This window comes from Leptolyngbya sp. FACHB-541 (assembly GCF_014695875.1).
Classification (GTDB): domain Bacteria; phylum Cyanobacteriota; class Cyanobacteriia; order Elainellales; family Elainellaceae; genus JAAUTN01.
In genome coordinates this window covers 13,752-26,613 of sequence record NZ_JACJPC010000082.1, presented here as the reverse complement: position 1 = coordinate 26,613, position 12,862 = coordinate 13,752, and the positions used below count along the sequence as shown (strand labels likewise).

The following is a 12,862-nucleotide window of genomic DNA, read 5'->3' as shown; positions in this document are numbered from 1 at the left end:
GCGTTAGGCTGCTTCGGCGTCTTCAAAAGTTTGGTCTTCAACAATCGCCCTTGACGGCATGTAGTAGCTAGCAATCAGCGCCACCATCAACCACCACAGGGTGCTGACTTGGGGACGATACCAAACTGTATCGACTAAGCCGTGGGCCAACATTCCGCAGAGAGTGGCGATCGCTGCCATTAACCAGAATCCTTCACGGCTGTTGAATTTACGGAGTCGCCGAAGTTGAAGCCAGCCCTGATTGAGCGTGACTAACAGCAGCCAGATGAAGCAGCTCAGTCCAATAAAACCAGTTTCGACTGCAATTTCTAGGAAGACGGAGTAAGCACTCAAAGCGGTATACCCTGCTCGCTGATAGCGTGGATACACTCGGTTAAAGGCTTCGTTGCCAGGACCAATTCCTAAGATGGGGCGATCGCGAATCATATTTTGAACCGCAGCCCAAACGTTGAGGCGGAAGTTATTGCTGCTGTCTTCCCGTCCAGCAAAGATGCTGAGGAAGCGATCGCGCAGTTGAGGAACCGAAAACACGGACACAATCACAAATGCAGTCGAAACGCCTAACACAATCGGGATTGCCCAGGGTCGCCAAACTCGCGGTAAATAGACGCTGTACCAGTAAACCAACAAGATCATCAGCACGAAGCCTGCGATCACAAAGCCAATCCATCCACCCCGACTAAAGGTCAAAACCAAACAGGCAGAATTAACCAGCGCCATCACGACTGCCAGCGTTTTAGGCAACCACCCCCTCCAGGCAAAAATTGCTGCTGCACTCAGCATGGAAGCGGGCAACAGGTAAGCTGCTAGCAGGTTAGGGTTCCCTAGATAGCTGTAGACCCGAGTTGTACCCGCTAGTGTAGATTCGGCATCGACCCAGGTTGCCAGGGCTGCGGCTCCAAAGAACCATTGGCGGATACCACCAACACTTACGACTAGGGCTGTCAGCAAGTAGCCCGTAATTAACAAAGAACGCAGACGGGGCGATCGCAGCACCTTTGCCAGCAACACAAACAGCAGCAGATACAGGGTTAGTTTAATTAGCCCTGAAAGAGCATCTGTTCTAACGGGTGAAATGGCTGTGGCAATGACTGCAATTCCCCAGTAGAGCAACACCAGCAGGTGAATAGGAGTTAACCCCGTTCCTGATTCATCGGAAAGGGTTAACAACACCCAAAATCCGGCGCAGGCGATCAGCAAAACTCCAATGAGTGTAGTTGAGACGAAAGGTGCGAAAGCAAAAACGGCGATCGCCAACAGCGTCCCAATCAAGTCTGCCTGCTGCATCAGCCAGCTACTTCGCCGCCATTCTCTTAGTAGCCCAACTAGCCGATGTGCATAGCTCGCATCGCCCCAACGGGCAGGCGATAAATTTGTCAAAGTAATCTGTTGCCAGACATTCATAAAAGATGTTGTGAGGTGTTGCGTGATGCGGCGTTGAACTCAAAAGACTTGCTGTTGCAGCTTCTTCACCATGTGTTTTAGAGAATATATCACCGTTTGAGACCCGAGGTGGATTTGAAACCTCGTGTTCAAACAGACAATTGAGGCACAGTGTATGACTAGCTAACCTGCAACTGGCGACCGTTGAAACAAGACGATCAGGACTGTGGTGATGGTGCAGTTTGTCCACCTTGTAATTAATCTGCAATAGCGCGACTTCCAACCGAACTATTTTGGAGGTAGAACTTCTCCTATTGCAGAATAGCCCTGGGTAAAAGCACAAGTTAGATTTGCTGAGTCAGAGTGACTGATTTGAGTTGATCCACAACTTGATCCAACCCTACAGCACGAGATGCCTTAAACAGCAGGCGATCGCCCGGTTTCACAAAGCTCTTGAGTCTCTCCAAAAGTGCCGCATGACTGAGAAATTTTTCCACTGGCACTGTTTTTGCACCTGCTGCCATTGCTTCAGACTCTGCCTCTTCCGCCAAAATTAGCAGATGATCCAGGTGAAGCTGATGGACAACGGTGCCAACTTGATGGTGCAGATCCACAGAGCGGTCGCCCAGTTCTTTCATCGTGCCTAAAACCGCAATATGACGCTGTCCTGGTGTTTGAGCCAGCAGGTGCAATGCTGCTGTCATTGATTCCACGCCTGCGTTGTATGTTTCGTCCAAAATGACAACGTCATTGGGCAGGTTATATCGTTGTGCCCGTCCTTTTGGTAATTCTAGGGTTAAGCCTTGGATCAGTGGCGACCAACTGACTTGAAGCACCTGAGCGACAGCCAGTGCCGCTAGATAATTCAACGCATTATGACGACCAGGCAGAGGCAAGGGAAAGGTCACATCACCAATCTGGAGAGCCTGCGAGTCGAGTAATTGCCCCTGTACGTCTCCTCCCTCCAGCCCAAAAGTGACCGTTTTTCCTTGCCACACTTGTGCCGCTGTTTCGAGCAAACGGATATTGTCGTGGTTGAGAATGGCGATTCCTGTTGAGGGCATTTCTGCCAGCAGTTCACATTTTGCATTCGCGATCGCCTGCTCAGAACCGAGTCGCTCAATGTGGGCAGTGCCGACGTTAGTAATCACAGCAATATCAGGTCGGGCAATCTGGGTGAGTAAAGCAATTTCGCCGCTGCCTCTCATTCCCATCTCGATGACGGCATAATCATGGTCTTGCCCAAGCTGAAGCAGCGTTTTAGGTACCCCAATCTCATTGTTGTAGTTTGCCTGAGTTTTCAGCACGCGCCCTTGAGTCGCTAAGACAGCCGCAATTAATTCTTTGGTCGTAGTTTTGCCTACAGAGCCAGTTACCGCAATCACTGAGATCGTGAACTGCTCGCGCCACCAGCGGGCGATCGCCTGATAAGCTGCCAGCGTATCCTCAGCGACTAGCAGCGGTATTTCTGTATCTGTACCTAATCCCGATGTCACCGACTGTCGGTCGACAACTGCGGCGATCGCGCCTTGCTGAAGGGCTGCCTCAACGAATGTGTGTCCGTCAAACTGTTCGCCCCGTAGCGCCAAAAACAGTTCTCCTGCTCCGACATGGCGGCTGTCGGTTGTAATTCCCATCGCAATTTTTGCTAGTTCAGGCTCTGCTAGATTGAGCGGCTCTGCATCCAAAACTTCAACCAGTTGAGCAAGACTTGCACCAAAAGACATGCACTAGATCCTAAAACGGCTAGCTGTGATCATACCGCTCCCCCAGCCACACTAAGACCTGGGTTTGAAGCTGTTTTATTTGGGAAGAAGCGTAGTCCTTCCTCGATAAAAGCAGGCTTCTAGGAGAAGCCCTAAAAATAAATTTGGGCAAAGATCGCGTTGTAGAGTTGTCAGACTATCCAAAGTTACATGAACATGGATAAATACTAAAACGGCGATCGAGTGGATAGGTTAAAACATGAGAGCAGGTAAACTGGTTGTTTTCACTGGACCAAGTGGCGTAGGCAAAGGCACGCTGCTGCGATCGCTTTTGCGTCGTCATCCCGACCTTTACTTTTCCATCTCCGTCACGACTCGTGCTCCGCGTCCCGGTGAGGTAGATGGACAACACTATTACTTTGTCAGCCGCCCTCAGTTTGACCAGATGGTTGCAGAGGGTGAATTGCTGGAGTGGGCTGAGTTTGCAGGTAATTGTTACGGCACTCCTCGTCGTCCAGTTGAGCAACAGATTCAGCAAGGGCGCTGGGTCGTGCTAGAAATCGAGCTAGAAGGGGCCAGGCAAATTCGCCAAACCTTTCCTGATGCACTGCGAATTTTTATCTTGCCGCCTTCATTGCAGGAATTAGAAAATCGCCTGCGCGATCGCGCCCAAGATTCAGAGCAGGCAATTTTGCGGCGGCTGAAACGAGCAGAAGCAGAACTCGAAGCAGTAGACGAATTTGACTTTCAGGTCGTTAACGACAACCTCGAAAAAGCGTTGGATCGGCTGGAAGCTGCTCTATTTTCTGCAGCAGCAATTTAGTTTTGGTTGTGAGTCATAGGGCATTGCCATTAGCGCAGTGCTCCATGACTCAGTGAAAAATTCTTCAGCTATCGACCTTTTCAATATGCTTGCGAATATCATTTAAATCAATATAGCGATCCGTAGCATTGCGGAGTTCTCTAGCAATCATTCCTTCTGTGGATACTACAGTGATATGTGTATTCTTGGAACGCAGTAACTCGATCGCTCGCTCAAAATCGCCATCGCCGCTAAACAAAATGACGCGATCATATTGATCGACGGTATTAAACATGTCTACAACAATTTCAATATCTAAATTTGCTTTTTGCGAATAGCGGCCGGAATTATCGTCGTAATATTCTTTGAGAATTTTGTAACGGACAGTATATCCCAGACTAATTAAAGCATCCCGAAAACCCCGTTGATCCTGCGGATCTTTGAGCCCGGTATACCAGAAGGCATTAACTAGCATTACATCAGGATCGTTCGTAAAATGCGATAACACCCTCCTGGGATCAAAAAACCAACCATTTTTTTGTTGAGCGTAGAACATATTGTTCCCGTCCACAAAGATCGAAAGACGGTTCATAGAAATAGACATAGAAACTTAGACCTAAAATTTTATAGCGGAGAGTTCGGCTAGAATGTTCAGTCCTAGCAGTTCGCTTTTAGAAACCTGCTAAATCTAATACTTTTGGCTCTATGAGTTAAATAACCAGGCTATGACCAAAGTATTCTAGCCCATCGATACTCAAGGCTATTGAGCCTTTTGATGCATCTGACTAAAAGCTGATTTTGCCCTGCGCTCGCAGCCTATTTGAGCTAACTGTAGCCATTGATGCTAACTGCAGCTATCGATCAATCTATTGAGTCTTGATTTAAAAATAAGTCTGCCTAAATTCGGACAGCAGAGCCGATTTATGTCATGTACAAAAATTGCTCCTGCCGTTTGCGATCGCCCATACGAACACAAGTTTGCTGATATTTTCCATATCCATCTGTAGTATCTGTAAGAGATAGGTTAGTAGATTGGTCTAGAAATTCTGCTACTAGAAAAGTAGCTATAGCGCACCTTTATTATAGGTATTTTATCCTGCTTCCTTCAAAGTCAGGAATTTTTTGGGATTGGAGTCAGCTGATGATGAAACTAGATTATTTTTAGATGTGAAAATTTAGCTTTCAGTTCCCAAAAGGGGTCAATCAAAGACTTTTCTGAGCAAAATGCAAACGCTCCTTACAGATCATCGGGAGAATTTCCTTAAAGATAAGAGCACCAATCGCTCCAGCTACCCGGGTAAAGCTTTGCGTCTCTAATACCCGCCATCTCCAAGGAAAACAAATTGACACAAGCGGTGACCCCCGACCCGCAGTAGACAATGATCTCTTCTACATGCGCTAGCTCTGCCCAGTGCTGCTGTTGCTCAGCCAGAGAACGAACTTGCCCCTCACTCGTTGTCACCATTTGCCAGGGATAGTTGACGGCTCCTGGAATATGTCCTGCGATTGGGTCAATCGGTTCGCGTTCTCCTCGATAGCGATCGCCCTCCCGAGAGTCAACCAAAACAACTCCGGGACGATCTTTGCGCGATTTTACAGCTTCAATGTCGAGGATGCGATCGCCCTGTACATGGGGCACAAAACTTCCCACTTTAGGTTCTGGGATGGCATTGCTAACCGGATAATTTGCCTGCCAATTGCTAAAGCCACCCTCTAAAATTACGACATGCTCATGTCCTAAGTAGCGTAATAGCCACCAAAAACGGGCAGAAAAGGCCAAGCGGGAATCATCGTAAGCAACCACCAGGGTTGGTTCGCCTGAATTTTCTGAATCAGGACCTTCCGAACTGCCATTGCTTGAATGGACTCCAATCGCTCTCAGCTTTTCTGTCAGAGTGCCCACATCGGGTAGGGGATGCCGCCCACCATGCTGACCAACGGGACCAGACAGATCCCGATTCAGGTCAAAATAGTATGCACCCGGAATGTGGCTTTCCTGGTACTGGCGTTGTCCTAACTCTGGATCAGCTAGCGAGAATCGGCAGTCAGCGATCGCCACCTGAGGATCATCCAAATGCTCATACAGCCATTCCGCAGAAACAACCCCACTCACTAACTGATCTCGGTGATCAATATCCATATTTCATAACCGTTTAATCCAAGCTGATATTCTAAACCGCATGGCTGCGGTTACAACAGCGATGCAAGATGGTAAATTTCCAGCCTCAACTAACGGCAGACGGTTCGTTCACCTTCTTTTCAGCCGAATTTGACGAAGCCTTTCACAGTCGTCAGGGGGCAAGACTAGAAGCTGAGCAAAAGTTCATTCAACCGACCCAATTAGCGCTAAAGTCACAGCAGCCAACGGTCAGCATTCTCGATGTTTGTTATGGATTAGGCTACAACACAGCGGCTGCGTTAGAAACCATTTGGGCAGTCAATCCGGCTTGCCAGGTAGAGTGGGTCGGGCTGGAACTCAACCCAGAGGTTCCCAAAGCAGCGGTCGCCCACAACTTGCTAGCGGGTTGGGCTGATCCGATTCCGCAACTGTTGAATGCGATCGCCGCTGATCTGAAGTGGAAAAGCGATCGTCTGCACGCTCAACTGCTGCTGGGTGATGCACGCCAAACGATTCAACGAATTCGTCAGGCTGGTTTCCGCGCTGATGCAATTTTCCTTGATCCCTTCTCTCCACCCCACTGTCCCCAGCTTTGGACAGTAGAATTTTTGGCGCATGTCGCGGGCTGTCTCAAGCCTGATGGAAAATTAGCAACTTACTCCTGTGCAGCAGCCGTGCGAACTGCGTTAGTCGAGGCAGGTCTGCAAATTAGCTCAACTCCAGGAGTGGGAAGGCGATCGCCCGGTACCCTCGCCAGTTTTGCCCCCCTGCCAACCCTATCTGTTCAAGACCGGGAACATCTGCTAACGCGGGCTGCTATTCCCTATCGAGATCCAACCCTTACCGCCACCGCGTCAGAGATCCTGCAACAGCGGCAAATCGAACAACAAACCTGCTCATTAGAATCAACCTCTCAGTGGAAGAAAAGGTGGTGGGGAAAGGATGAGCAATGAAAGAAGGATATTGGAAATAATACACTTCGCCAATTCTCTATGAAATTTGATGCGTCTTATCCCCGGTTTTTTGTTGCGCTGTTGCCACCGTTGGAAGTTCAAGAGTATGCCAGTCAGGTAATTCAGGAGTTGGGCGATCGCTACCAGACGCGCACTTCCAAATCTCCGCCCCATGTCACTTTGCAACCGCCTTTTCAATGGCAACTCCAGCACATTGCTCGGCTAGAACAGGCTTTAAGCGAATTTGCTAACCAGCAGTCACAGGTGCCAGTTGCCCTGTCTGGATTTGGAGCGTTTGCACCGCGGGTTCTCTATATCAACGTGCTAAAGACGGTCGAACTGCTGGCGCTACAAACAGCTTTGGCAACCCATTTAGAGGAAACACTGGAAATTGTTGATCCCAAATCCAAGCGCGCCTTTTCGCCCCATCTCACCGTTGCCTCTCGAAATCTCACCCGGCAAACGTTTAAGCAAGCTTGGACAGAGTTGCAAATGCGCCAGGTGAAGTTTGAGTTTGTGGGCGATCGCCTTACTCTTTTGATCCACGACGGTCAACGCTGGCAAATTCGGTCAGAATTTTCGTTTCGTCCGTAATTTCTGAGGTTTTTTGTCCACAGAGGTTGACATTCCGATTGAAAACCGTAACAATAGATACAGAAATAAATCGTTCATCTCTCTCGAAGCTTGTCGAAAACGCTGAGTTAGGGAGACGGAAGTAGGGACTTATCCCGAAGGAACGCGCCTCATCACCACAATTACCTGGAGGCGACTTATATGAAACTTACCTATCGCGGTGTCAGCTACGACTACAACCCACCCACAGTGGAGTTTAGCCACAGTGACACAGTTGGCAAGTATCGCGGTTTAGACGTTCGATTCCGCAATCCCAAAAAAGTTCCTGTTCTGCAAGCCACGCTGGATCTGCTTTATCGCGGCGTCGCATACCGGACCAATCCATCTACTCCTGTAGTCAACCACCCTGAAGAGCGGGTAGTTGCTTCTGTTGGAGCTGCTGTTGCTGCTGACTCCCAGCTGGTTCCTGCTAGGGTTGCTTCGGCTGACGATCGGGCTCGTTCTTTGATGATGGGTCATCACCGTTTGATCAAGCAACGTCAGCAAGTAATGCTGAGCCGTCTTGCTACTGAAGTTGGGCTGACTGCGGCTGATGCATCCCACTACTGGAATCACATTCAGGGCAAAGTACACCCTGGCTTCTCCGCCACTTACGATCGTAGCCATGCTGCACTCAGCTAAGTGCCGATAGATTCTCTCAAACAACAAGCTGATGAGGCACCCCTAACCGGGGTGCTTTTTTTAGTTGATTCGTATTCCTAACCCAACAGTTAGGGCTGAGATCAATAAGAGTGGGGTTAGCCAGTCTCCCCATTGCACATAGAGCGATCGCGTTTGGCGACGATAAATTGTGTCGGCATGAATTTCATAGATGTTGTTGTCCGAGAGCCAGCGAGTTTTACCATGCGGATCGACGATGCCAGAATAGCCCGTGTTAGTCACTCTTGCTGCCCAGCGATCGGTTTCGATCGCCCGCATTACATCCTGTGCATGATGCTGAAACATCATCGTCGAGCTGTAGGGATCGTTGTTGGACGCCGTTAAGATAAATTCTCCGCCGTTTGCCGCCTGCACTCGAAACAGCTTGGAAAATGCGGACTCATAACAAATACCTGCGATCGCTCTACCGACAGGTGTGTCAAACTGCTGCTCTAGCTCCCCTGGAATCATGCTGGCTTCTACAGGCGAAAGGCGATTAATCAGGCTACCCAAAAATTGCCCGAAGGGAATGTACTCACCCAATGGCACAAGTTTGACTTTGTTGTAACGCCCGACCATTTCGCCATTACCTGCGATCGCAAATAAGCTTTGAGTAATCTGCTCGTCCTGCCTGCCAAAACTGCCCAAAATCAACGGCACTCCCCGGTTTAGCAACGACTGGTAAACGGGATTGCTTTGATAAATTGACGGCATCCAGTAAATCGGCAGAGCGCCCTCCGGGGTGAAGACAATATCGACGTTCTGGTCGGCGAGGATGTCATATCCCGTCATGTAAGCGTTGAAAGCTCGGCGCACTCCTTCTTCGTAGAGCTTGATGCGCGTAGGAACGTTGCCCTGAATCAGCCCAACTCTCACCGCAGTTTCCGGGGGTTGGGTTAAGGGACGGCTATACAGGCCGAATCCAAGCAGGTGCAGACCGAGAAGGAGGGTAGCAGCGATCGCCAGATAGAGCTTTGCAGAAGTATCAGAGGATGAAGTATGAGCGTGGGAGGGTAGCGGCTCAGGAGGGTGAGAACGGGCTAGCCATGCTTCAGCAAGCAAACCATTAACCGCAACAATGGCAGCCGTTGCTGCCGATGGTCCTGTAAGTTGTCCCAGATGCAGAATCAGCAGATTGTGTGGGCTTTGAGTGTAAGAAAGGGATGTCCACCACAGTGCTCCTGAACTCCAGATGCCTTCTAAAACACACCAAACAGCGACACTCATTAAAACGCGGACAAGTGGCAAGAACCTAGCGTTGGCTGCCCGCGGGTTGCTCCGCTCAAGCAACTTAAAGCTTCCTGCCCATATCAAAACCAGTAATGCCCCCCAAGCTGTAATGAAAAGCCAGCAGAATAGGGCGATCGCCAAACTTGCCAGCCAGGGAACACCCATCCAGGTTAGTGGATGTAACCCCGTAATCCATGACAAAGCCAGCCCATGAAACCCAAGCCCCCAGACAAAGCCAAGAGCAAGTTTTGATTTAAGGCTGGAAGACTTGGCAACTAGAACCCATAAAGGAACCAGAGCAACCCAAGCTAAGAACCAAGCGTTGACTGGGGCAGGAGTCAGCCCCATCAGAACGCCACCGATCAATGCAAAGGCAATTGGGCCGTATCTGGGAAATTTGGGGATCAGGAATCGAAATGGCTTCAATCGTAGCTTCCCAACTCTAAACACAGGTCACTCCCTAGCTCCTAACCCCCAATCCTCAATCCCTATTCTCCTTCCTCTAACTCGGCTTCATTCAGAGGTGGCACCAATGCCACAGCGGCGATCGCATCCTCTTCATCCAAACGCTGCACCCTCACTCCAGTTGCCATACGCGACTGACGTGGGATTGCACTCACCGCCTGACGAATAATGATGCCGCGACTCGTCACCATCATCAGCTCATCATCTTCACCTACGACTTGCAGCGCAGCCAGGCGATCGTCTGCCTTGCGGAACTTGATTGCCCGCAAACCCATTCCAGCACGGTTTTGTAAGCGGAATTGCGAAACAGGAACCCGTTTGCCTAACCCACCCATCGTAATTACCAGTGCCCAAGGTCCTTGGTTGCGAGGTAGCTCTACATCCAGTTCTTCCGTTTCCAACTCTGCCTCAACCTCGATCGCTTCAGCAGATTCAGCAACGGTTTCAACCAAGCTGTCTACCACCTGACTGGGCAGAATGTCCATGCTGATCAGCTCATCGCCCTTACGCAGCGACATCGCCCTTACACCTCGCGTGGGTCTACCCAAGGGGCGCAACTGTTCATGGTCTGAGCGAAAGTGAATCGCCATCCCCTGACGTGATCCGATAATGATGCTGTCAGCAGCACCAGCACGACGCACCCAGCGCAACTGGTCGCCTTCCTCCAGTGAAATAGCAATCAAGCCATTGGCTCGAATGTTGCTAAATGCTGATAGCTGCGTCTTTTTGATGTAGCCATTCTGGGTCAGCATCACCAGATAATTGTCATCGCTGAACTCGGTGACCGGGACGATAGAAGTAATCTTTTCATTCCGTGGGATCGGCAGCATTTGAACCACGGGAACACCTCGTGCAGTCCGAGATGCGGTAGGAATTTGGTAAGCCTTGAGGCAGTAAGCAACACCGCGATCGCTAAAGAACAAAACGCTGTCGTGGTCGCAGCAGGTGAGGAAATGCTCAACCCCATCGTCTTCCTTCATCCGGGTGCCTGACTTACCGCGAGTCGCCCGACTTTGCGCCTCAAACGTATTCACAGGCATCCGCTTGATGTAGCCCTGCTCGGTGAGCAAAATGATCGCTTGCTCATTAGCAATTAAGTCAATGTCACCAATTTCACCATCTGCCCGTTCAATCACCGTGCGACGGGGGGAAGAGTGGGTTGCTTTTAGCTCATTAACTTCAGTTTCAACGATTTGCAGAATGCGTTCGCGTCGCGCCAAGATGTCTTGCAGGTCAGCAATGCGGGATTGCAGGTCGTCGTGTTCCTGCTGGATCTTTTCGGCTTCCAAAGCAGTCAATCGGCGCAACTGCATCTGCAAAATTGCGTCTGCCTGTGCTTCTGAGAGTCCGTAAGAGTCGATCAACTCCTGTTTTGCCATTGGAGCATCGGCTGCATGACGAATCAGGTTGATGATTGCATCCAGGTTTTCCAGCGCAATCAGCAAACCTTGCAGCAAGTGATCCCGTTCTTCTGCCTTACGGAGTTCGTACTGAGTGCGGCGGGTAATCGTCTCAATCCGAAAGTCCAGGAATACTTGAAGGAATTGCTTGAGACTGAGAAGCTGCGGTTCGCCGTTCACCAGCGCCAGCATGTTCACTCCAAAGTTTGCCTGGAGCGGAGTTTGCTTGTAGAGGTTGTTGAGAACGACGCGAGGATAAGCGTCACGCTTTAGCTCAATGACGATTCTCATGCCGTCGCGATCGCTCTCATCCCGAATATCAGAAATGCCTTCTAGCCTGCGCTCGTTCACCATTTCAGCAATTCTTTCGATCATTGCTGCTTTATTGGTTTGAAAAGGCAGTTCGGTGATGATAATTGCTTCGCGATCAGGACGACCTCGATGCTCAATCGTCTCGATCGAGGCTACGCCACGCATCGTGACAGAGCCGCGCCCAGTCGTGTAGGCTTCTCGAATGCCAGTCGTACCCAAAATTTGACCACCCGTTGGGAAATCAGGCCCAGGAATGTATTGCATCAGCCCCACATCAGTGATGTCAGGATCATGCACTAGCGCAATCACGCCGTCGATCAGTTCGCTCAGGTTGTGGGGTGGAATATTGGTCGCCATGCCCACTGCGATCCCAGAGGAGCCATTGAGCAAAAGCTGAGGAATCCGGGCAGGTAGCACAATTGGCTCCTGCTGAGAGCCATCAAAGTTGTCGATGAAATCAACCGTTTCAGACTCGATGTCTCGCAGCAGCGCGTTGGTGGTGAGCGTCTGCAAGCGACACTCGGTATATCGCATCGCCGCCGGCGGATCGTTGTCGATAGAGCCAAAGTTGCCGTGCCCGTTGATCAAGGGCGATCGCATCGAAAAGTTTTGCGCCATTCGCACTAGCGCATCATAAACCGCCGTATCGCCATGCGGGTGATATTTACCTAAAACTTCCCCAACCACACGGGCGCACTTCCGAAACGGTCGGTCGGGTGTTAAACCCAACTCATGCATGGCATAGAGAATTCGACGATGGACAGGCTTAAGACCATCCCTGGCATCTGGCAGCGCCCGTCCTACGATTACGCTCATGGCGTATTCCAAATAAGACCGGGACATCTCAATCCGCAGATCCGTGGGAATAATCCGCTCCTGAGTCGGCTCCTGGGAGAAGGTCATACGGTAAAAAACTCCAAAAACGTAAGCTTTCGGCAGCTAATAGCTGAAAAAGTGAAGATAAGGCTGCCTTTGTGCTGAATAAATGCCAATTTTTGTTGCTTAGCTATACAATTTTAGCACATTTTTGATATCCTTCTGGGTCCAACAGCAACACCGAAAAGCCTTGCAAATTGGGAAGTCTAGCGAACCTGGCTACATTGCTATCTGTCTTGCTAGACTCGACTCGGACAGGACTTAAAATTCTCTAGGCTCCAATAGCTTGATGGACTGCCTGTAGGGTTTGTTGCAGGTTCATGAATCCTGCTGCTAACTGCTTG

10 protein-coding genes and 1 riboswitch are annotated in these 12,862 nt (G+C 50.0%); of the genes, 4 read left to right on the top strand and 6 right to left on the bottom strand.

Going from position 1 to position 12,862, the window contains the following annotated elements; translation table 11 throughout:
- Nucleotides 1-3: 3 nt before the first annotated feature.
- Both H6G00_RS17630 and murF read right to left on the bottom strand, forming a co-directional pair.
- Nucleotides 4-1,404, bottom strand: coding sequence for an IctB family putative bicarbonate transporter (locus H6G00_RS17630; protein ID WP_190797752.1), 1,401 nt, complete (start codon nucleotides 1,402-1,404; stop codon nucleotides 4-6).
- 323 nt (nucleotides 1,405-1,727) lie between these two features.
- Nucleotides 1,728-3,110, bottom strand: coding sequence for a UDP-N-acetylmuramoyl-tripeptide--D-alanyl-D-alanine ligase (gene murF, locus H6G00_RS17625; protein ID WP_190797751.1), 1,383 nt, complete (start codon nucleotides 3,108-3,110; stop codon nucleotides 1,728-1,730).
- Nucleotides 3,111-3,348: 238 nt separating this feature from the next.
- Here murF and gmk point away from each other — a divergent pair, with 238 nt between their 5' ends.
- A complete protein-coding gene (gene gmk / locus H6G00_RS17620; RefSeq protein WP_190641355.1) occupies nucleotides 3,349-3,912 on the top strand; it encodes a guanylate kinase in 564 nt (187 codons plus the stop codon).
- 64 nt (nucleotides 3,913-3,976) lie between these two features.
- Here the strand turns inward: gmk and H6G00_RS17615 are convergent, their stop codons facing one another.
- Both H6G00_RS17615 and H6G00_RS17610 read right to left on the bottom strand, forming a co-directional pair.
- Nucleotides 3,977-4,495 (bottom strand): NYN domain-containing protein, encoded by a 519-nt coding sequence (locus tag H6G00_RS17615; RefSeq protein ID WP_190641354.1) that lies wholly within the window; start codon nucleotides 4,493-4,495, stop codon nucleotides 3,977-3,979.
- 657 nt (nucleotides 4,496-5,152) lie between these two features.
- Nucleotides 5,153-6,031, bottom strand: a complete 879-nt coding sequence (locus tag H6G00_RS17610) for a sulfurtransferase (protein ID WP_190797750.1) — start codon at nucleotides 6,029-6,031, stop codon at nucleotides 5,153-5,155.
- A 68-nt stretch (nucleotides 6,032-6,099) separates the two neighbouring features.
- Here H6G00_RS17610 and H6G00_RS17605 point away from each other — a divergent pair, with 68 nt between their 5' ends.
- From H6G00_RS17605 to H6G00_RS17595, 3 genes are all read left to right on the top strand, one after another.
- Complete coding sequence (locus tag H6G00_RS17605) at nucleotides 6,100-6,963, top strand: MnmC family methyltransferase (protein ID WP_190797749.1); 864 nt, start codon at nucleotides 6,100-6,102, stop codon at nucleotides 6,961-6,963.
- Between the two features lie 39 nt (nucleotides 6,964-7,002).
- Nucleotides 7,003-7,557 (top strand): 2'-5' RNA ligase family protein, encoded by a 555-nt coding sequence (locus H6G00_RS17600; RefSeq protein WP_190797748.1) that lies wholly within the window; start codon nucleotides 7,003-7,005, stop codon nucleotides 7,555-7,557.
- Between the two features lie 69 nt (nucleotides 7,558-7,626).
- Nucleotides 7,627-7,706: riboswitch (Glutamine riboswitch) on the top strand.
- A 31-nt stretch (nucleotides 7,707-7,737) separates the two neighbouring features.
- Nucleotides 7,738-8,217, top strand: coding sequence for a DUF4278 domain-containing protein (locus H6G00_RS17595; protein WP_190797747.1), 480 nt, complete (start codon nucleotides 7,738-7,740; stop codon nucleotides 8,215-8,217).
- 60 nt (nucleotides 8,218-8,277) lie between these two features.
- On the opposite strand, the gene lnt is transcribed toward H6G00_RS17595, so the two are convergent.
- Both lnt and gyrA read right to left on the bottom strand, forming a co-directional pair.
- Nucleotides 8,278-9,915 carry an apolipoprotein N-acyltransferase gene (gene lnt / locus H6G00_RS17590; protein ID WP_347278195.1) on the bottom strand — a complete coding sequence of 546 codons (1,638 nt, stop codon included), beginning with the start codon at nucleotides 9,913-9,915 and terminating at the stop codon, nucleotides 8,278-8,280.
- Between the two features lie 38 nt (nucleotides 9,916-9,953).
- Nucleotides 9,954-12,545, bottom strand: coding sequence for a DNA gyrase subunit A (gene gyrA / locus H6G00_RS17585; RefSeq protein ID WP_190641349.1), 2,592 nt, complete (start codon nucleotides 12,543-12,545; stop codon nucleotides 9,954-9,956).
- Between the last annotated feature and the right edge of the window lie 317 nt (nucleotides 12,546-12,862).

Excerpts from the sequence above, each read along its gene's own strand:
- gmk (WP_190641355.1), top strand. The coding sequence starts at position 3,349 with ATGAGAGCAGGTAAACTGGTTGTTTTCACTGGACCAAGTGGCGTAGGC.
- H6G00_RS17605 (WP_190797749.1), top strand. The coding sequence starts at position 6,100 with ATGGTAAATTTCCAGCCTCAACTAACGGCAGACGGTTCGTTCACCTTC.
- H6G00_RS17610 (WP_190797750.1), bottom strand. The coding sequence starts at position 6,031 with ATGGATATTGATCACCGAGATCAGTTAGTGAGTGGGGTTGTTTCTGCG.
- H6G00_RS17600 (WP_190797748.1), top strand. The coding sequence starts at position 7,003 with ATGAAATTTGATGCGTCTTATCCCCGGTTTTTTGTTGCGCTGTTGCCA.
- H6G00_RS17595 (WP_190797747.1), top strand. The coding sequence starts at position 7,738 with ATGAAACTTACCTATCGCGGTGTCAGCTACGACTACAACCCACCCACA.
- H6G00_RS17615 (WP_190641354.1), bottom strand. The coding sequence starts at position 4,495 with ATGTCTATTTCTATGAACCGTCTTTCGATCTTTGTGGACGGGAACAAT.
- murF (WP_190797751.1), bottom strand. The coding sequence starts at position 3,110 with ATGTCTTTTGGTGCAAGTCTTGCTCAACTGGTTGAAGTTTTGGATGCA.
- H6G00_RS17630 (WP_190797752.1), bottom strand. The coding sequence starts at position 1,404 with ATGAATGTCTGGCAACAGATTACTTTGACAAATTTATCGCCTGCCCGT.
- gyrA (WP_190641349.1), bottom strand. The coding sequence starts at position 12,545 with ATGACCTTCTCCCAGGAGCCGACTCAGGAGCGGATTATTCCCACGGAT.